The organism is Tropicimonas aquimaris, from assembly GCF_042676185.1.
Lineage (GTDB): Bacteria > Pseudomonadota > Alphaproteobacteria > Rhodobacterales > Rhodobacteraceae > Tropicimonas > Tropicimonas aquimaris.
In genome coordinates this window covers 140,601-157,818 of the sequence record NZ_JBHTJT010000007.1, presented here as the reverse complement: position 1 = coordinate 157,818, position 17,218 = coordinate 140,601, and the positions used below count along the sequence as shown (strand labels likewise).

Genomic DNA, 17,218 nt, shown 5'->3' with positions numbered 1-17,218 from the left:
CCTCGGGCTTTTCTCTCGGGACCAGTAAGGCAGATATTCCGGACGGAACAAATGACAAAAACGGGATCGGGGACAGGGCGGGCCACCGCCACGGCCGAAAGCCTTGCGGCCGCTGCGGGAAAGGCCGCGAAAAGCGGCGGTCTGCCGCCGGTGCACCTGTGGGATCCGCCTTTCTGCGGCGATCTGGACATGGAAATCCGGCGCGACGGCACCTGGTTCTACAACGGAACGCCGATCGGCAGGGCGCCGCTGGTGCGACTCTTTTCGACGATCCTGCGCAAGGACGGAGACGCCTATTTTCTGGTCACACCGGTGGAGAAGGTCGGGATCCGCGTCGAGGACGCGCCCTTCGTGGCGGTCGACGCCAACGCCGCCGGCGACGGCGACAGCCAGGTGATCAGCTTCACCACGAACGTGGGCGACAGTGTGACCGCGGGGCCGGAGCACCCGATCCGGGTCGAGCGCGATCCCGCCACCGGCGAGCCGGCACCCTATGTGCTGGTGCGGGTCAATCTCGAGGCGCTGATCGACCGGAAGACCTTCTACCGGCTGGTCGACCTCGGCGTGCGACATCCGCACAAGGGCGAGGAATGGTTCGGCCTATGGTCTGGCGGCGTGTTCTTTCCGATGATTCCCGCGGCCGAACTGCCCTGATCCGGCAAGAGCCCGCATGGTCCCGGCAAGGGTGCACAGCGGGCCTGCGCGGATGCGGCTTCCCGGACGCGCGGTTTCGGCGTAACGGTCGGGCGGAGCAAACGAGGCCCGAATGATTCCCGCACGTTACGAACATTACCTGTTCTCGCTCGTCCTTTCGGGGATGATGTCGCTGATCGTCTCCGGCGTGTCGACGCTGCGCGCCATCGGACTGGTACAGGGCTTCCTGCCGATCTGGCTGTCGAGCTGGATCGCCGCCTGGGCGATCGCCTTTCCGGTGGTGATCTTCGTGGCCCCGCTGGCGCGGCGGATCGTGCACCGGATGGTAAGACCCGCGCCGCGCCCGGAATAGCTCCGAAGGTTGCGCAGGGGCGGAGAGGCTCCCGCGCGTCGTCACGGCATCGAAGATGCCGCTCCTCCCCTTGGGCCGGGCCGCGCGCAGGCGCGCGGCTGCCCGGCAGTCTTCATTGATAGGACGGGCGGCGGTTCTGCAGGTTGGCCATCACCGCCTCGAGCTGGTTGGGGGTGCCCATCAGACCGGCCTGCAACTCGGCCTCCAGCCGCAGCTCCTGCTCGGCATCGCCCTGGTACATCCGGTCGACCAGCCGCTTGGCGGCGCGCAGCGCATCGGGCGAGCGGGTAGCCAGCGCCTCAGCGAAAGCGCGCGCCTCGGTCAGCGGGTCGTCCGACAGTCGCGTCACCAGCCCAATGCCCTGCGCCTCTGCGCCCGTGAGCACCCGCGCCGTCATCACCAGTTCCTTGGCGCGGTCCGCGCGCAGCAGCCGGGGCAGGCTCTGCGAGATGCCCATGTCGGGGATCAGACCCCACTTGCCCTCCATGATCGACAGCCGGCTGTCGGGCCGCGCGATGCGGAAATCGGCGCCCAGCGCGATCTGCAGCCCGGCCCCGAGACAGACGCCGTCCAGCGCCGCGATGACCGGCGCAGGAACCTCCGACCAGATGGTCGCCGGAAGCTGGAACCGGTTGGCGGCGGAGCCGTCGGGCGGCGCCAGCATCTCGGCCTTCACGGCATCGAGCTTGCCCGCCATCGCAGCGAGGACCCCGGTGTCGAGACCGGCGGAGAAATCCCCGCCCTCGCCCGCGAGGATCACCGCCCGCACGCCGGGCGCCGCGGCCAGCTCTCGGCCGACCTCGACCAGTCGGTCGAGCATTTCCAGCGTCAGGGCGTTCTTCTTGTCGGGTCTGGCCAGCCAGACCTCGGCCACCGGCCCTGACGGGCCGACAACACGAACGTGGTGTTGGGACATTTATCTCTCCTCCGGGTTCCGCCGAGGAAACGCCACGCTTGCCCCGCACGTCAAGCATGACCGAGGGTCGCGGGCCTGGTGGCGCGGAGTTCGGCGTTGCGGCGCGGCTGTACCGGTTGCGAGCCGGCCCGCGGAACGTGGGAAAAAGCCCCGAAGGTCTGGAATTCCATACCTGCCGCGATGCAAGGTTTACGTTAGGTTAGAGCATGTGAATTGACGAAGATGACACTCTCCTGACCGGCCAACGCCCGAAATTCATGCGGGCAGGATCGGAAGCCCACAGCCCGGGCCTCTCCGGAGGCCCGACATACGAGACGGACCCGACCCACCGGTCGAGACCGCCGGAAAGGTATTGCGACGACGCGCTCATTCCCGGGCCCCGACCCATCGTTTCGGGCGAGGCCAGACATCGATTATCGGACGACCATTATGATTGACCATTTTTCCCTGCCCGCCCATGTGCCGCTCCTTTTGCAGATCTGCGGCGTCATCGGTTCCGTCATTTACGTTGGCGGCTTCGCCCTGGTGCAATGCGAGCATGTCTGCGGCAATGGAACGGGCTATGCCGTTTCCAAGATCATTGCCGCGATGCTCGTCCTTTTGAGCCTGATCGACGCGTTTAACCTCGGCTCATTCCTGATCCAGATCGGGTTCATCACCTTCGGGTACTGGGGGCTGACCCGGCGACGGCCCGGCACGGCCGAGATAGCTGCCGCAGAGAGCGACGCGGTCGCGGGGGAGACCGAAGCGGGGCGCGCGCCCTTGCCGGTCGCGACGCCGCGCCGGGCGGGCACGCCTGGCGTCAGTGAGCTTCGGCCCAGTTTGCCCCCTGCCCTGCATCGACGACCAGCGGCACATCGAGCTTCACCGCCGGCTCGGATGCGCTTTCCATCACCGTCCGAACCCGTTCAATGACTTGATCCACCGCGCCTTCGTCCACCTCGAAGATCAGTTCGTCGTGGACCTGAAGCAGCATCGTCGCGGGCAGCCCGGCGATGGCGTCCTCCATCCGGATCATGGCCCGGCGGATCACGTCGGCGGCCGTCCCCTGGATCGGCGCGTTGATCGCTGCGCGCTTGGCGAAGCCCGCGCCCGGCCCCTTGGCGTTGATCTCCGGCGTGTGGATCTTGCGGCCGAACAGGGTCTGGACGTAGCCGTGCTCCTTCGCGAAGGCGACGGTGCCGTCCATGTAGTCTCGGATGCCTGGAAAGCGTTCGAAGTAGCGGTCGATGAAGCCCTGCGCCTCCGCCCGCGGAATGCGCAGGTTGCGCGCGAGCCCGAAGCCGGAGATGCCGTAGATCACCCCGAAGTTGATCGCCTTGGCCTGGCGGCGAATGTCGGGCGTCATCTGCTCCATCGGCACGTCGAACATCTCGGACGCGGTCATGGCGTGGATGTCCTGCCCCTCGCGGAAGGCCTGCTTCAGCGCGTCGATCCCGGCGACATGGGCGAGGATGCGCAGTTCGATCTGGGAATAGTCGAGGCTGACCAGCACCCGGCCCGGCTCTGCCACGAAAGCCTCGCGGATGCGCCGGCCCTCCTCGGAGCGGACGGGGATGTTCTGCAGGTTCGGATCGGTCGAGGCGAGCCGGCCGGTGTTGGCGCCGGACTGGATGTAGGAGGTGTGGACCCGCCCGGTGTCGGGATTGATGTGGTCCTGAAGCGCGTCGGTATAGGTCGACTTGAGCTTCGAGAGCTGCCGCCAGTCGAGCACGCGGGCGGGCAGTTCATGCTCTGTGGCGAGGTCCTCCAGCACGTCGGCGGGGGTGGAATACTTGCCGGTCTTGCCCTTCTTGCCGCCTTCGAGGCCCATCTTCTCGAACAGGATCTCGCCGACCTGGCTCGGTGAGCCGACGTTGAAGCTCTCGCCGGCAAGCTCGTGGATCTCCGCCTCCAGCGCCGCCATCTTCTGGGCGAAGGCGTTGGACATGCGGCTCAGCGTGTCGCGGTCGACCTTGACGCCGGCCATCTCCATCCGCGCCAGCACCGGCACCAGCGGCCGTTCCAGCGTCTCGTAGACGGTGGTGACCCGGGCCCGGTGGAGCTGCGGCCGGAAGGTTTCCCACAGGCGCAGGGTGATATCGGCATCCTCGGCGGCGTATTTCGCGGCCGTGGCGATCTCCACCTTGTCGAAGGTGATCTGGCTCTTGCCGGAGCCGATGAGTTCCTTGATCGGGATCGGCACGTGGCCGAGGTAGCGCTCCGACAGCGCGTCCATGCCGTGGCCGTGCAGGCCCGCGTGCATGGCGTAGGACATCAGCATGGTATCGTCGAAGGGCGCCACGTGGATGCCGTGGCGGGCAAGGATCTTGGCGTCGTATTTCATGTTCTGGCCGATCTTGAGGACGGCCTCGTCCTCCAGCACCGGCTTGAGCAGCGCCAGCGCCTCGTCCATCGGCATCTGCCCTTCGGCCAGCGCCTCGTCGGCGAAGAGCCCGTCGCCGCCTCCGGCCTTGTGGGCGAGCGGGACGTAGGCCGCCTGCCCGGCCTCGACGCTCAGGCAGATCCCCACCAGCCCGGCGGTCATCTCGTCGAGCCCGGTGGTCTCGGTGTCCACGGCGACATGGCCGCGGGCGTTGATCCGGTCGATCCAGACCTGCAGCGCGGCGGCGTCGCGGACGATCTCGTAGGCGTCATGGTCGAAGGGCCTGGCCTCCGGTGCCTCGGCCGTCTCGGCGGCGGGCGCGGTCTCGGTGATCGCCGGGGCCTCGACGCCGAGCTGGTCGGCGATGCGCTTGGAGAGGGTGCGGAATTCCATCTCGGCGAGAAAGCCCAGCAGCGTCTCCGGGTCGGGTTCCCTGACCTCGAGATCGTCGAGCGTGAAGCCCAGCGGCGTGTTGCAGTCGAGCTGAACCAGCCGCTTCGACAGCTCGATCTGGTCGCGTTTCTCGATCAGGGTCTGGCGACGCTTGGGCTGCTTGATCTCCTCGGCGCGGTCGAGCAGAGATTCGAGATCTCCATATTCCTGAATGAGTTGCGCGGCGGTCTTGATGCCGATTCCGGGGGCGCCGGGCACGTTGTCGACCGAGTCGCCGGCCAGCGCCTGCACGTCGACCACCCGGTCGGGGCCGACGCCGAACTTCTCCTCGACCTGCTCGATCCCGATGCGCCGGTTCTTCATCGCGTCGAGCATCTCCACCCCGTCGCCAACGAGCTGCATCAGGTCCTTGTCCGAGCTGATGATGGTCACCCGGCCGCCGGCGTCGCGGGCCTGGCAGGCGAGTGTGGCGATGATGTCGTCGGCCTCGAATCCCTCGATCTCCTCGCAGGCCACGTTGAAGGCGCGGGTCGCCTCTCGGGTCAGCGGGAACTGCGGCACCAGGTCTTCCGGCGCCGGCGGGCGGTTGGCCTTGTAGAGGTCGTAGATCTCGTTGCGGAAGGACTTGCCCGAATAGTCGAAGATTACCGCCGCATGGGTCGGCGCGTCGGGGCCAGTGTTGCCCTCGATATAGCGGTGCAGCATGTTGCAGAAGCCCGCCACGGCACCGATCGGCAGACCGTCGGACTTGCGCGTCAGCGGCGGCAGGGCGTGATAGGCGCGGAAAATGAAGGCCGAGCCGTCGATCAGGTGCAGGTGATGTCCCTTGCCGAATGCCATTGCTGCGCGCTCCCTCGTGACTGCCCGACAGACCTACCTCGGCTTTCCGCGACGGTCCAGCGGAAGGCACTTGCGGAGCGGCGATGGCGCGCCCATCTGAGCGGTGCCGCACCCGGGGGCCCGACGGGCGGCACGCAACAACCGGGCCCTCGGACAGACAGATGGATCTACTTCTCGTCGCGGCCGGCCTTGCCGCGCTCTTCTTCGGTGGCGACCGGCTGGTTTCCGGCGCCGTGGCCCTTGCCGGACGCGCGGGCCTGCCGCCGCTGGTGATCGGGCTGACCATCGTCGGCTTCGGCACCTCGATGCCGGAGCTGGTGACCAGCGTGCAGGCCGCCCTGCAGGATGCGCCCGGCATCGCGGTCGGCAACGTCGTGGGCTCCAACATCGCCAACATCCTGCTGATCCTCGGCGCGGCGGCGCTGGTGGCGCCGATAGCCGTGGCGCCTGATGCCCTTCGGCGGGACGGCACGGCGCTCGCCGTCGTCACCCTGCTGGCCGCGGCGCTTCTGCTGCCCGGCAGCCTCGGGCGCGCCGGTGGCGCCCTGCTGGTAGCGGGGCTCGGCGCCTACCTGCTGCTGGCGCTGCGGGGCGCGAGAGCCGAACCGGAGCCTGCCTATCCGGTCGAGATGGAGCTGGCGCCGCAGACGATGTCGCGCGCGGCGCTGGAGTTCGGCTTCGGCCTGCTGCTGACGCTGGCCGGCGCGCACCTGCTGGTGCGCGGGGCGGTATCGCTGGCCGCCGGGCTCGGTGTGCCGGACGCGGTCATCGGGCTCAGCATCGTTGCCATCGGCACCTCGCTGCCCGAGCTGGTGACCTCGGTCACCGCGGCGCGGCGCGGCCATTCCGATGTCGCCCTCGGCAACGTGATCGGCAGCAACATCTTCAACCTGCTGGGCATTCTCGGCACGACCGCACTGGTGCGGCCGATCGCAGGGCTGCGCCCCGAATCCGTGATCGACCTCGGCGTGATGATCGGCGCCACCGCGATTCTGCTGCTCGTCGCCTTCACCGGGCGCAAGGTCACGCGCACCGAGGGCGCGGTGCTCTGCGGCCTGTATGCGGCCTATCTCGGCTGGCTGGCGGTGCAGACGCTCTGACCCGCCGGGTCAGTGCGCCTTGGCGTCCCTGGCCAGCACGAATTTCTTGTCGCAATAGGGGCACTCGACCTCGCCGTTCTCGCCAAGGCTGAGCCAGACCCGCGGATGGCCCAGCGCGCCTTCGCCGCCGTCGCAGGCGACGCGGTTCGTAGTGACCACTTCGGTTTCGGGCGGCTCGGGAATCACGCTCATGAACAAGGCTCCTGCGGAACTTTCGGGCGGCCGGCTTGTCGCGCCGGCCGGCGCGTCTTAGGTTCCCGGCATCATAGGGAACGCCCGGTCGCGGGCAAGTGCCGGAGCGCCACATATGAGCCAGTTCGCCATCGAGATCGAGGGTCTCACCAAGACCTACGCCGGCCAGCGTGGCGTGGCCCCCAAGACGGCGCTCGACGGGGTGGACCTCAAGGTGCCGCAGGGCAGCATCTTCGGCCTGCTGGGGCCGAACGGCGCGGGCAAGTCGACGCTGATCAACATCCTCGCCGGGCTGGTCCGCAAATCCGCCGGCACGGTGCGAATCTGGGGATTCGACCAGGACGTGAACCCGCGCCAGAGCCGGGCGGCCATCGGGGTCATGCCGCAGGAGCTGAACATGGACCCGTTCTTCACGCCGCGCGCCTCGCTCGACGTGCAGGCCGGGCTCTACGGCGTACCAAAGGCGCAGCGCCGGACCGACGAGATCCTCGCGATGATCGGGCTGAGCGACAAGGCCGATGCCTATTCGCGCACCCTGTCCGGCGGGATGCGGCGGCGGCTGCTGCTGGGCAAGGCGCTGGTGCATGGCCCGCAGGTGCTGGTGCTCGACGAACCCACCGCCGGCGTCGACATCGAATTGCGCCAGATGCTGTGGCAGAACGTGCGGCGGCTGAATGCCGAAGGCATGACGATCATCCTGACCACCCACTACCTCGAAGAGGCCGAAGAGATGTGCGACGAGATCGCCATCATCCACCAGGGCCGCAAGATCGCCCATGACAAGACCTCCCGCCTGATCGGCCGGCTTGACGCAAAGACGCTCGTGATCCAGCCCGCCGAGCCCGCGCCAGAGGCCCTGCCCCTGCCCGAGGGTGTCGAGCTGGATCGCCGCGCCGACGGGGCGCTGGCGCTCTCCTATCGTCGGGGCCGGACCTCGGCCGAGGATGTGCTCGACGCGGTGCGCGCCGCCGGCATCCGCATCCAGGACGTCGCCACCGAGGAGCCGAACCTTGAGGACGTGTTCCTCGCGCTGACCCGCAGCGAGACCGAGGCGGCCTGAATGCGGCTCGCTCCGCTCGACGCCGCCCGGGCCGGCGCCGTCCCCTACCTGCGCGCCCTGTCTGAAGCCGCCGAGGCGCTCGGCGGGCGGCTCGAGCTGGAGACGGAGCATGCCTTCATCGGCCGCTACACTCCGCCCGGCCGCTCGCCGCGCCCGATCTTGGGCCGGTCCCTCGGGCTCAATGCCGATGCCCCCGCCGCGCTGGCCGGGGACAAGGATTACACCGCGCGCTGGCTGGCCGCCGCAGGGCTACCCACACCCGAGGGGCTGCTGATCTTCTCGCCCGCATTCCGCGGCCGGATGGCGCTCAAGAACGCCGCCGTGGCCGAACACCTGCCCGGCCTGGAGGCCGCGCGGGCCTTCGCGGCGGCCCATGGCTTCCCGGTGGTGCTCAAGCCCAATGATGGTGCGCAGGGGCGTGGGGTCCGGGTCGCCGCCGATGCCGAGGAGCTTGAGCAGGACATCGCCGCCGGCTGGGCCGAGGACGACAGGCTCCGCCTCGAGGCGCATGTGCGCGGGCGCGATTACCGCCTTCTGGTGCTGGAGGACCGCGTGCCGATCGCCTACGAACGGCTGCCGCTGTCGATCACCGGCGACGGACGGCGCAATGTCTCCGCGCTGATCGCCGACACGCTCGCCAGGATCGCCGCGAGCCACCGCGGCGCCAAGGTCGCCGCCGACGATTCTCGCCTGCTGCGCCGCCTCGCCGCCGAAGGGCTGGAGGGGGCGAGCATCCTAGCCGAGGGCCGGTGCCTGCCACTCCTGTCCAGCGCCAACCTCTCCACGGGTGGCCGGCTCCGCGACTTGAGCGGACAGCTTCCCGAGGCGGCCGAAGCTCTCGCCGTCGCCGCCGTGCAGAGTCTCGGCCTGACCTTCGCCGGGGTCGACATCCTTGCCCCCGATCTCGAAGCCGGTACGGAAGGTGCGGTGATCCTCGAGGTCAACGCCTCTCCGGGGCTCGACTTCTACGCCGCCGAGGGCCCCGAGCACTTCGCCCGCACCCGGGACGTGCTGCACGCCGCGCTGTCGCGCCTCGGCTGAGCCGGGCGCCCATCGCCCGAAGGGCTCAGGAGGAATGCGCCGCAGGCGCGCAATCTGACAACCGGCCCGCCTTCAATGTAGGACAAGCCCTATTCGGCCGGTGCCAGCATCCGGCCGAGCATCCGTCCTCCCAGAATGTGCACATGCAGATGCGGCACCTCCTGCACGCCGTGGACACCCGCATTGGCGATCAGCCGGCAGCCGTCGCCCGCCGCGTCGGCCTGCACACCGAGCATCTTGCAGATCTTGCCGACCGCGCGGGTGAAATCGAGGATCTCCGCGTCGGAAGCGTCGAGCGCGAAATGGTCGTAGCAGACATAATGGCCTTTCGGGATCACCAGCACATGCACCGGCGCCTGTGGCGCGATGTCATGGAAGGCCAGCGAATGCTCGGTCTCCAGCACCGTCCTGTTGGGGATCTCCCCGCGCAGGATCTTCGCGAAAACGTTCTGGTCGTCATAGACATAGGCCATGGGAGCCCCCCTTCGATCTGGTCAATCCGCAAACAGGTCCTCGGCAGAGGCGATCTCGCGTGCCGTTTCCATCGATATAGACAGGAATTGCGCCAGCCGCATCGCGTTCTCGTCCACCGAGGCGCTTTGCCGTATCCGCAGGTGGCGCGAGAAGCCCGCCGCCTGCATCCTCTCGGCCTCGTGACGGATCGAGTTGCGCACCGCCGGCAACACCTGCTCCATCGCCTCCCGCGGCGCCGACTGGCCCAGCAGCCCGACCCGGCGGGCGTGTCCGAGCAGATAATCGTCATCGAAATCGCAGTCGATCTCGAGGATGCGGGTGGTCGAGGGGTCGGCGTCGAAATCCTGCATCATGTCGAGCATCGCCGGATCGAGGCAGAGCGCCAGCCGCTGTGTGTCCAGCGTGCCGAACAGCATGTTGACCAGCACGCGCCGGTGCCGCATCCGCTTTTCCAGCCCCCGCTCGATGCCGCCGAGATCCGGCAGCGGCGTGCTCTCCTCGTTGAACAGGTATTCGATGCCCGGCAGGCCGGTTTGGTGCCGGATCAGCCCGAGCAGCCGCTTGGCGACGTGCCATTTCTTGCAGACCACGAGCAGCAGTTCCTTGTCGCGTCCGAGGCTGCCCTCGCTCTCCCAGAACCGCGGGGCGAAGCGCTGCCCTTCCCGCCCCCGTCCGGTGAGGAAGGCGAAGAGGTTCCGCCCCTCGTCGGAGATCTCGAAGCTCCGGCCGGTCTCGGCATAGAGCCGCCCCAGCCGCTGCCGCAACTCCGTGGCCTCCGGGCTGATCTTGCGGGCAAAGAGCGCGTCCTGCCGGAGCAGCAGGTCGTAATGGTCATTGTAGAAGGTCACCGGCATTCCGTAGTCGGTGAACATTAGGAAGGTCAGGGTGCGCGAGCGGATCTCCTCGCGGCGCACGAGGTGGCGCACGAGGGTCTGGAAAAAGGTCTCGTCCGGGATCCAGGTGGTGGAGAAGAAGCGCAGCACGTCGGGCCGCTCGGTACAGAAGGCCAGAACCGCCTCGATGGTCGACCGGCGCAGGCACCACCATTGTGAGCCGATCATCACCTGCAGATCCGGGGGCACCTCCCGGGTCAGCCCAAGACGCTTCTGCAGTTCCAGCGAGGCATAGAAGAGCCGCTTGCGCTTGCGCTCGTTGAACAGGTGGCGATAGATCAGCCGCTCCTCCCGGAAGCCTGTCTTGATCCAGCCACCGTCGTGAAAGTCGACGGATTCGATGTAGTCCACGTCCTCGGCGGCAAGAAAGGCATGGGCGTATTCCGCCGACTTGACCGGCAGGCAATCCCCCGAGAGCATGTAGAAATGGCTGGCTTGCGGAAAGGCCGCGACGGCCGCGCGGACGGCCTCGAGCGTCGCGGCCACCAGCGACCATTCTCCCCATCCGCACTTGAAGCGCCGCGCGGCGAAGGTGACATTGGGATTGTCGTCGAGCTCCGTTCGGATCGCCGCATCGAGCGCGCGTGGCGCCCGCGCGTCGAAATGGATCGAGACGCAATCGCCCGCCGCCGTGAGCCGCCGCGCCTGCGCGACAACCGCGTCGGGGTCCTTGTGACAGAGCAGGATATAGGCGATCTGGACCATTGGGTTCTAGTTCGTTGTAGTTCTGTCGCTGGTTCAAGGGGATATCTTGATCGGCGATTGAATTGACAGGGTTTGTTTGCTTTTTTGTGCGCATTTCCGCGCCGAGCGCGGACCGGCGCGAGGGGAAGGACGCACGCGATGGGATTTCCCGGGATCTGGATGACCGAGAGCGAGAGCATGGTCTATCGCGTGGTGCCGAAATGCGCCTGCTCCACGATCGGGCAGATCATGTATTTCTCCGATCACGGCCGCTTCTACGAGGGCGACATCCACGACGCGCAGGAGGGGCTGCACAAATGGGCCCGCGAGGAGAGCCAGGGTCCGATCGAGGCCAACGTGCAAGCGCATCGCTCTCTCGCATTCACCTGCGTGCGCAACCCCTACGCGCGGATCCTGTCGTCGTTCTTCGACAAGATCTGCGGCATCCAGCGCAACGGCCGTAGGTATCGCGGCAACCTGGTGCCGCTGCTGATCCAGAAGTACGGGATCGAGGTGGGCGACCCGGAGCGCGGCTTCGAGTTCGACCAGGTGCGCAGCTTCCGCCGGTTCCTGCTGTTCGCCCGCGACACCATCCGTTACCGCCGCCCGATGGATCCCGACATCCACTGGTCGGCCATGTCCGGCCACATCTCCACCTTCATCTGCAACGGCGGCCGCTACGACCGGATCTTCTGGACCGAGCGGTTCAACGACGGAATGCAGTCGGTGCTCGACTCGGTGGAAACACCGCACCCGGTGGTGCTGTCTGAGATCCCGAGGTTCAACGAGAGCGAGGGGCACGGACCGAAGCGCGCCCACCCAGTGAGCGCCTATTTCGACGACCTGTCGATGCATCTGGTCTACGAGATCTACAAGCAGGATTTCGAGCTGTTCCGGTATGATTTCGACAATCCCGACAACAAGATGCCGACTGGCGAGATCGACCTCGACGAGGTCCACGCCAAGCTCGGCGACTGAGCGATGCCCAAGCGCCGGCCAGCGGCCGGCGCCAACCCCAACGCCCGGCAAGCGCGTCAGCGCGCAGACCCGGGGGGCGGGAGGCTCCCGCCGCTCGTTGCGGCATCGGGGATGCCGCTCCTCCTGTTGGGCCGGGCCGCGCGTTCCGCGCGGTGCGATCTTTCGGCCGAAAGATCGTGCCTCCGGCGGGGATACTTTCGGACAGGTGAAGACGCGGGCCGGCACACGCCCGGGCGGGTCAGTCCTTGCCCTTGGAGTCGAGACGGACAGTGAGTTCGTAGCCACCGTCGGTTTCGCGCCAGGTCGCCCCGTGCCTGGCAAGGGCGCGTTCCAGCGCACGGACTGTGGAATACCCTGCCCCGGCGCCCCCTTCGAGGCGCTTGAGGGTCTGGACATGGACACCGGCCGCGGCGGCCAGTTCCTTCTGCTTCAATCCAGCGGCACGACGTGCGCGGGATATCACCTCGCCAATCTTCATTGCGGCCGAATGGCACCTCAAGGTGCGAAAATCAATCGCAAAGCCCGATAACGCTACGCAAGGTACAGGATATGTTTCCTCGCGCCCGCCCGTCGCGGCGGGTGCCCGCGTCAGACGAGGCCGGCCTGGCGAAACAGGTCGTAGGTATCGGTCTCGGGGCGCGGGCCCATGTGGCCGATCACCTCGCCGGCGCAGATCACGCCCATGCGCCCGCAGGTTTCAAGGTCGCGCCCGGTGCTGAGGCCGTAGAGGAAGCCCGCTGCGAACTGGTCGCCCGCGCCCGTGGCATCGACCGGGGTCACCCGGTGGACCGGCACTTCGACCCGCTCCTCGCCGCGGATCAGGATCACGTCGTCCCCCGACCGGGTGCAGACCACGAGCCCGCAATCGGCCGCGGCGTGGGCCAGGGCGGCCTCGAGGTCCTCGGTCTGGTAGAGCGAGGTCCATTCGTGGACGTTGCCGATGACATAATCCATCTGCTCGGCCACCAGCCTGCGGAAGTCGTCGCGATGGCGGTCGACGCAGAACGGGTCGGATAGCGCGATGCCCGCCTGCCCGCCCGCGGCCTTGCAGAGCTGCGCCGCCTTGAGGAAGGCGTCCTTGCCCTTGTCCTTGTCGAAGAGATAGCCCTCGAGGAACAGGGTCTCGGCGCCGGAGGCGACCGTGTCGGGCACGTCGTCGGGCCCCAGCTCGGCTGAGATTCCGAGGTAGGTGTTCATCGACCGCTCGCCGTCGGGCGAGACGAAGATCATCGAGCGCGAGGTCGGCAGTTCGCCGTCCGGCACCGGCGCGTTGACGAAATCGGTGCCGCCGGCGGCCAGCGCATCGGCGTAATAGCGGCCAAGCGCGTCGTCGTGCACGCGCCCCATGAAGGCGGTCTTCAGCCCGAGATGCCCGAGCCCCGCGAGCGTGTTGGCCACCGAGCCGCCCGGCGCCTGCTTGCGGTCGTTCATCGCGGCATAGAGGATCTCGGCCCGCTCGCGCTCCACGAGCTGCATGATCCCCTTCCCGATGCCCATGATGTCGAGGAAGCTGTCGTCGGAATGCGCCAGCACGTCGACGATGGCGTTGCCGATACCGGCGACCTTGTAACTCGGGCTCATTCGACACCTTCCTTCGGGCAGAGATCGGCGATCACGCAGACCGCGCAATTGGGCTTTCGGGCCTTGCATACGTAGCGGCCGTGCAGGATCAACCAGTGATGCGCGTGGCGGGCGAAATCGGCCGGGACGTTGTCCTCGATGGCGCGTTCCACGGCGATCACGTCCTTGCCGGGCGCGATCCCGGTCCGGTTGGCGACGCGGAAGATGTGGGTGTCGACGGCCTGGGTCGGCATCCCCCACCACATGTTCAGCACCACGTTGGCCGTCTTGCGGCCCACCCCAGGCAGGCTTTCCAGCGCGGCGCGGGAATTGGGCACCTCGCCGCCGAACTCCTCCACGAGGATGCGGGAGAGCTTCATCACGTTCTTCGCCTTGTTGCGGAACAGCCCGATGGTCTTGATGTGCTCTATCAGGGCCTCCTCGCCCAGTTCCAGCATCTGCTGCGGGGTCGAGACTTTCTCGAAGAGCGGCCGTGTGGCGCGGTTCACGCCCTTGTCGGTCGCCTGCGCCGAGAGCGCGACGGCCACCAGCAGCGTGTAGGCATTGGTGTGCTCCAGCTCGCCCTTCGGTTCGGGCTCGCTCTCGCGAAACCGTTCGAAGACCTGCCGCATCGCGGAATAGGGAAGTTGCCGGACCATCTGAGCCTCCGCTGCCACCGCACCGGTTTAGCCCGATCGACGGCAGATGCAACGCAAGGCGCAGGAAACGGGTCGCGCACGGCGTCGGGGCGGCCTAGGTTTCGGTCCAGCGGGAAGGAACCGAGATGAACGTCCCTAGCAACAACTACCATTTCCAGGTCATGCGCCGGGCGCTCGACGAGATCGACGCGGCGGCGGAGGCCGGCGAGGCGCTGTCGCTCGAAGCACTGGCTGCGCGGATGCAGATGAGCCCCGCGCATTTCCAGCGGCTGTTCAGCAGCTGGGTCGGGGTTTCGCCCAAGCGTTATCAGCAATACCTAGCACTCGGACAGGCCAAGGCCATGCTGCGCGAGCGGTTCACCACACTGGAGGCGGCGGACGCGGTGGGGCTGTCGGGCAGCAGCCGGCTGCACGACATGTTCCTGCGGTGGGAGGCGATGACGCCCGGGGAATATGCCAAGAGCGGCGCGGGGCTGGAGATCTTCTGGGGCTGGTTCGAGAGCCCCTTCGGCCCGGCGCTGGTGATGGCGACCGAAAAGGGGATCTGCGGCATTGGCTTTGCCGCCGAGACCGGCGCGGAGGCGGCCATGGAGGACATGCTCTCGCGCTGGCCCGAGGCCAGCTTTACCGAGGACCCGATGGCGATCCGCCCCTGGGTGCAGGCGGCCTTTGGCGAGACGACCGGCGAGGCTCGGCTGTTCCTGATCGGCGCGCCGTTCCAGATCAAGGTCTGGGAAGCGCTGCTGGCGATCCCCACGGGCCATGTGACCACCTATTCCGAAATCGCGGACGCCATCGGCAACCCGCGGGCGGTTCGCGCGGTCGGCACGGCGGTGGGACGCAACCCGATCTCCTGGCTAATCCCCTGCCACCGGGCGATCCGCAAGTCCGGCGCGCTTGGCGGCTACCACTGGGGGCTGCCGGTCAAGCGCGCACTGCTGGCGTGGGAGTCGGCGCGGGCCGACGCCCGCTGACCGGAACGTCTGCCGCGCCGCGACCCGGTGCGCGAATCCTCGCTCTCTCGGCGATAAATGGCTGCAATTGCAGGTCGCGTGGCATAGAATCGGGCCAGACAAAAAAACCAACGCGAGGCAAAGAGCATGATCCCCCTCCGTCTGACGGCCGTGGCCCTGTGCGGCACGCTGGCCCTGACCGCCTGTACCGATCCCGCACAACTCAATCCCGATGCCAACTACACCCAGCAGGGCGCGCTCACCGGGGGCCTCCTCGGCGCCGCGACCGGGCTCGCCGTTGGCGGCGGCGGCGTGAAGAACGCGGTGGTCGGCGCGGCGATCGGCGCCGGGGCCGGCGCGCTGGCCGGCAACCAGCTCGACAAGCAGGCCGCGGCGCTGCGCCAGTCGATCGGCAACCCGAACATCATCATCAACCGCCAGGGCGACGTGCTGGTCGTGACCATGCCGCAGGACATCCTGTTCGACATCGACAGCACCGAGGTCCGACCGGCGCTTGCCGGCGACCTGGCCGCGCTGGCCGCGAACCTCAACCAGTATCCGGACACCACCGCCGAGATCGTCGGGCACACCGACAACACCGGCGAGGCGCAATACAACCAGGACCTCTCGGTGCGCCGTGCGCAGGCCGTGGCCGGGATCGTAATGGCCAAAGGTGTTCCCGCCTACCGGGTAAGCTCGATCGGCCGCGGCGAGGATGCGCCGGTTGCCTCCAACCTCACCGAAGAGGGCCGCGCGCAGAACCGCCGCGTGGACATCCTGATCCGGCCCACCGGCGCCTGAAATCCGGACTGACAACCGCGCCCCGCGCCGCCGCGCGGGGCCGCTTGCCGTTGCCGGCGAAAGGTGGTCAATTTACCTGACCAATTTCCGCAGGCCGGCTCATGCCCTTCACACCCGTCGATTCCGAGAAACTCAGCCAGGCGGTGGTCCGGCAGATCGAGCTGCTGATCCTGCGCGGCGTGCTGCGGCCGGGCGAGCGCCTGCCGGCGGAGCGTGACCTGGCTGAACGGCTCGCGGTCTCGCGCCCGTCCCTGCGCGAGGCGCTGTCGGAGCTGGAGGAGCGCGGCCTGATCCTGCGCCGCGCCAGTGCGGGGATCTTTGTGGCCGACGTGCTGGGGCCGGCCTTCTCGGAGCCGCTGATCCGGCTGTTCTCGGCCCATGACGAGGCGGTCTTCGACTTCATCGCCTTTCGCCGGGACATCGAAGGGCTGGCCGCCGAACGCGCCGCCCGGCTCGGCTCCGATACCGACCTCGCGGTCATCGCCGAGATCTTCCGCCAGATGGAAACCGCCCACGAGAGCCGCTCCGGAAGCGAGGAAGCGCGGCTCGACGCCGAGTTTCACATGGCGATCATCGAGGCCGGACACAACCTCGTGACGCTTCACATGATGCGGGCGATGTACCAGCTGCTGCAGGAGGGCGTCTTCTTCAACCGCAAGGCGATGTTCCGGCAGCGAACCACCCGCGTCGCCCTGCTGGACCAGCACCGCGCCATTCACGATGCCATCCGCCAGCGCGATCCGGCCGCCGCGCGCAACGCGGTCGAGGCCCATCTCGACTATGTCCAGCAGGCGATGCTGGACCAGCGGCGGGCCGACCATCACGAGATGGTCGCGCGGCAGCGGTTGCAGCACGCCAGCAACTCCTGAGTTCCTCGGGATATTCCCCGACGGTTGTGTTAGGCTGTTTCAAGGGCAGTGAAGCCGGCGCAGATCGGAGCGACAACCGAAACGGGAGGACACCGACATGTATGCACGCATCACACCCTACAAGCTGAAGCCCGGCTCGCGCGAAGCGGCGACGAAGATCGTCTACGAGTTGAAGCCACGGATCATGGCCCTACCGGGGATGCAGAGGTTCACCAACGTGCTGGCGGCGGACGGCAGCGGCTATGTCGTGGCGCTGACCACCGAGCCGGAGATGACACCGGAGGTGCAGGAAAAGGTGAAGGCGCTCTGGGGCGCGCTCGGCGAGCACCTGGAAGCGATCCCCGCCGCAACCTCCTGCGAGGTCATCGTCGACTGGGCGACCTGAGACGGCCCTGACCCGGCGGCGCGGGGCTCAGGCGAGCCTGCCCCGCGGA

At 67.8% G+C, this 17,218-nt stretch carries 19 protein-coding genes; 11 read left to right on the top strand and 8 right to left on the bottom strand.

Features of this window, described 5'->3' with window-relative positions:
* Positions 1–51: 51 nt before the first annotated feature.
* Positions 52–654 (top strand): DUF1285 domain-containing protein, encoded by a 603-nt coding sequence (locus ACFQ2S_RS04485; protein WP_386073055.1) that lies wholly within the window; start codon positions 52–54, stop codon positions 652–654.
* 112 nt (positions 655–766) lie between these two features.
* Entirely contained in the window at positions 767–1,006 is a 240-nt protein-coding gene (locus tag ACFQ2S_RS04480; protein ID WP_386073054.1) for a DUF2798 domain-containing protein, read from the top strand.
* A 112-nt stretch (positions 1,007–1,118) separates the two neighbouring features.
* Here the strand turns inward: ACFQ2S_RS04480 and ACFQ2S_RS04475 are convergent, their stop codons facing one another.
* Positions 1,119–1,922, bottom strand: coding sequence for a crotonase/enoyl-CoA hydratase family protein (locus ACFQ2S_RS04475; protein ID WP_386073052.1), 804 nt, complete (start codon positions 1,920–1,922; stop codon positions 1,119–1,121).
* A gap of 429 nt (positions 1,923–2,351) precedes the next feature.
* On the opposite strand from ACFQ2S_RS04475, the gene ACFQ2S_RS24790 reads away from it, so the two are divergent.
* Positions 2,352–2,837, top strand: a complete 486-nt coding sequence (locus ACFQ2S_RS24790; protein WP_449369411.1) for a CBU_0592 family membrane protein — start codon at positions 2,352–2,354, stop codon at positions 2,835–2,837.
* On the opposite strand, the gene polA is transcribed toward ACFQ2S_RS24790, so the two are convergent.
* On the bottom strand, positions 2,725–5,520 hold the full coding sequence (gene polA / locus ACFQ2S_RS04470; protein WP_386073050.1) for a DNA polymerase I: 2,796 nt from the start codon (positions 5,518–5,520) through the stop codon (positions 2,725–2,727). The two genes, ACFQ2S_RS24790 and polA, sit on opposite strands and share 113 nt — an antisense overlap.
* A 161-nt stretch (positions 5,521–5,681) precedes the next feature.
* Here polA and ACFQ2S_RS04465 point away from each other — a divergent pair, with 161 nt between their 5' ends.
* A complete protein-coding gene (locus ACFQ2S_RS04465) occupies positions 5,682–6,620 on the top strand; it encodes a calcium/sodium antiporter (RefSeq protein ID WP_386073048.1) in 939 nt (312 codons plus the stop codon).
* Positions 6,621–6,629: 9 nt separating this feature from the next.
* Here ACFQ2S_RS04465 and ACFQ2S_RS04460 read toward each other — a convergent pair whose 3' ends face one another.
* Positions 6,630–6,806 (bottom strand): zinc-finger domain-containing protein, encoded by a 177-nt coding sequence (locus ACFQ2S_RS04460; RefSeq protein ID WP_386073630.1) that lies wholly within the window; start codon positions 6,804–6,806, stop codon positions 6,630–6,632.
* 121 nt (positions 6,807–6,927) lie between these two features.
* Here ACFQ2S_RS04460 and ACFQ2S_RS04455 point away from each other — a divergent pair, with 121 nt between their 5' ends.
* The gene (locus ACFQ2S_RS04455; protein WP_386073046.1) at positions 6,928–7,872 is read left to right on the top strand and encodes an ABC transporter ATP-binding protein; all 945 of its coding nucleotides are present in this window, start codon (positions 6,928–6,930) and stop codon (positions 7,870–7,872) included.
* The gene (locus ACFQ2S_RS04450) at positions 7,873–8,913 is read left to right on the top strand and encodes an ATP-binding protein (protein WP_386073044.1); all 1,041 of its coding nucleotides are present in this window, start codon (positions 7,873–7,875) and stop codon (positions 8,911–8,913) included.
* An 89-nt stretch (positions 8,914–9,002) separates the two neighbouring features.
* Here ACFQ2S_RS04450 and ACFQ2S_RS04445 read toward each other — a convergent pair whose 3' ends face one another.
* Both ACFQ2S_RS04445 and ACFQ2S_RS04440 read right to left on the bottom strand, forming a co-directional pair.
* Positions 9,003–9,386 (bottom strand): HIT domain-containing protein, encoded by a 384-nt coding sequence (locus ACFQ2S_RS04445; RefSeq protein ID WP_386073042.1) that lies wholly within the window; start codon positions 9,384–9,386, stop codon positions 9,003–9,005.
* 21 nt (positions 9,387–9,407) lie between these two features.
* On the bottom strand, positions 9,408–10,985 hold the full coding sequence (locus tag ACFQ2S_RS04440; RefSeq protein ID WP_386073040.1) for a DUF5928 domain-containing protein: 1,578 nt from the start codon (positions 10,983–10,985) through the stop codon (positions 9,408–9,410).
* A gap of 138 nt (positions 10,986–11,123) precedes the next feature.
* Between ACFQ2S_RS04440 and ACFQ2S_RS04435 the strand changes: the two genes are divergently transcribed.
* Positions 11,124–11,942 carry a sulfotransferase family protein gene (locus ACFQ2S_RS04435; RefSeq protein WP_386073038.1) on the top strand — a complete coding sequence of 273 codons (819 nt, stop codon included), beginning with the start codon at positions 11,124–11,126 and terminating at the stop codon, positions 11,940–11,942.
* A gap of 238 nt (positions 11,943–12,180) precedes the next feature.
* Here ACFQ2S_RS04435 and ACFQ2S_RS04430 read toward each other — a convergent pair whose 3' ends face one another.
* The 3 genes from ACFQ2S_RS04430 to nth form a co-directional block, all read right to left on the bottom strand.
* Positions 12,181–12,405, bottom strand: coding sequence for a helix-turn-helix domain-containing protein (locus ACFQ2S_RS04430; RefSeq protein WP_386073037.1), 225 nt, complete (start codon positions 12,403–12,405; stop codon positions 12,181–12,183).
* A gap of 125 nt (positions 12,406–12,530) precedes the next feature.
* Entirely contained in the window at positions 12,531–13,523 is a 993-nt protein-coding gene (locus ACFQ2S_RS04425) for an adenosine kinase (RefSeq protein WP_386073035.1), read from the bottom strand.
* Positions 13,520–14,161 carry an endonuclease III gene (nth, locus tag ACFQ2S_RS04420; protein ID WP_386073033.1) on the bottom strand — a complete coding sequence of 214 codons (642 nt, stop codon included), beginning with the start codon at positions 14,159–14,161 and terminating at the stop codon, positions 13,520–13,522. The genes ACFQ2S_RS04425 and nth overlap by 4 nt, the downstream gene beginning before the upstream one ends.
* Positions 14,162–14,286: 125 nt before the next feature.
* On the opposite strand from nth, the gene ACFQ2S_RS04415 reads away from it, so the two are divergent.
* The 4 genes from ACFQ2S_RS04415 (at position 14,287) to ACFQ2S_RS04400 (ending at position 17,169) form a co-directional block, all read left to right on the top strand.
* Complete coding sequence (locus ACFQ2S_RS04415) at positions 14,287–15,135, top strand: bifunctional helix-turn-helix domain-containing protein/methylated-DNA--[protein]-cysteine S-methyltransferase (protein WP_386073031.1); 849 nt, start codon at positions 14,287–14,289, stop codon at positions 15,133–15,135.
* A 126-nt stretch (positions 15,136–15,261) separates the two neighbouring features.
* Complete coding sequence (locus ACFQ2S_RS04410) at positions 15,262–15,915, top strand: OmpA family protein (RefSeq protein ID WP_386073029.1); 654 nt, start codon at positions 15,262–15,264, stop codon at positions 15,913–15,915.
* Positions 15,916–16,016: 101 nt separating this feature from the next.
* Positions 16,017–16,784, top strand: coding sequence for a FadR/GntR family transcriptional regulator (locus tag ACFQ2S_RS04405; protein ID WP_386073027.1), 768 nt, complete (start codon positions 16,017–16,019; stop codon positions 16,782–16,784).
* A gap of 97 nt (positions 16,785–16,881) precedes the next feature.
* Positions 16,882–17,169: a hypothetical protein gene (locus tag ACFQ2S_RS04400; protein ID WP_386073025.1), complete on the top strand. Its 288-nt coding sequence runs from the start codon at positions 16,882–16,884 to the stop codon at positions 17,167–17,169.
* Positions 17,170–17,218: the final 49 nt, after the last annotated feature.

Bases quoted from the DNA above. Each gene is read 5' to 3' on its own strand.
- nth (WP_386073033.1), bottom strand. From the start codon at position 14,161: ATGGTCCGGCAACTTCCCTATTCCGCGATGCGGCAGGTCTTCGAACGG.
- ACFQ2S_RS04450 (WP_386073044.1), top strand. From the start codon at position 7,873: ATGCGGCTCGCTCCGCTCGACGCCGCCCGGGCCGGCGCCGTCCCCTAC.
- ACFQ2S_RS04415 (WP_386073031.1), top strand. From the start codon at position 14,287: ATGAACGTCCCTAGCAACAACTACCATTTCCAGGTCATGCGCCGGGCG.
- ACFQ2S_RS04440 (WP_386073040.1), bottom strand. From the start codon at position 10,985: ATGGTCCAGATCGCCTATATCCTGCTCTGTCACAAGGACCCCGACGCG.
- ACFQ2S_RS24790 (WP_449369411.1), top strand. From the start codon at position 2,352: ATGATTGACCATTTTTCCCTGCCCGCCCATGTGCCGCTCCTTTTGCAG.
- ACFQ2S_RS04475 (WP_386073052.1), bottom strand. From the start codon at position 1,922: ATGTCCCAACACCACGTTCGTGTTGTCGGCCCGTCAGGGCCGGTGGCC.
- ACFQ2S_RS04480 (WP_386073054.1), top strand. From the start codon at position 767: ATGATTCCCGCACGTTACGAACATTACCTGTTCTCGCTCGTCCTTTCG.
- ACFQ2S_RS04425 (WP_386073035.1), bottom strand. From the start codon at position 13,523: ATGAGCCCGAGTTACAAGGTCGCCGGTATCGGCAACGCCATCGTCGAC.
- ACFQ2S_RS04485 (WP_386073055.1), top strand. From the start codon at position 52: ATGACAAAAACGGGATCGGGGACAGGGCGGGCCACCGCCACGGCCGAA.
- ACFQ2S_RS04465 (WP_386073048.1), top strand. From the start codon at position 5,682: ATGGATCTACTTCTCGTCGCGGCCGGCCTTGCCGCGCTCTTCTTCGGT.
- ACFQ2S_RS04455 (WP_386073046.1), top strand. From the start codon at position 6,928: ATGAGCCAGTTCGCCATCGAGATCGAGGGTCTCACCAAGACCTACGCC.
- ACFQ2S_RS04400 (WP_386073025.1), top strand. From the start codon at position 16,882: ATGTATGCACGCATCACACCCTACAAGCTGAAGCCCGGCTCGCGCGAA.
- polA (WP_386073050.1), bottom strand. From the start codon at position 5,520: ATGGCATTCGGCAAGGGACATCACCTGCACCTGATCGACGGCTCGGCC.
- ACFQ2S_RS04445 (WP_386073042.1), bottom strand. From the start codon at position 9,386: ATGGCCTATGTCTATGACGACCAGAACGTTTTCGCGAAGATCCTGCGC.
- ACFQ2S_RS04410 (WP_386073029.1), top strand. From the start codon at position 15,262: ATGATCCCCCTCCGTCTGACGGCCGTGGCCCTGTGCGGCACGCTGGCC.
- ACFQ2S_RS04405 (WP_386073027.1), top strand. From the start codon at position 16,017: ATGCCCTTCACACCCGTCGATTCCGAGAAACTCAGCCAGGCGGTGGTC.
- ACFQ2S_RS04435 (WP_386073038.1), top strand. From the start codon at position 11,124: ATGGGATTTCCCGGGATCTGGATGACCGAGAGCGAGAGCATGGTCTAT.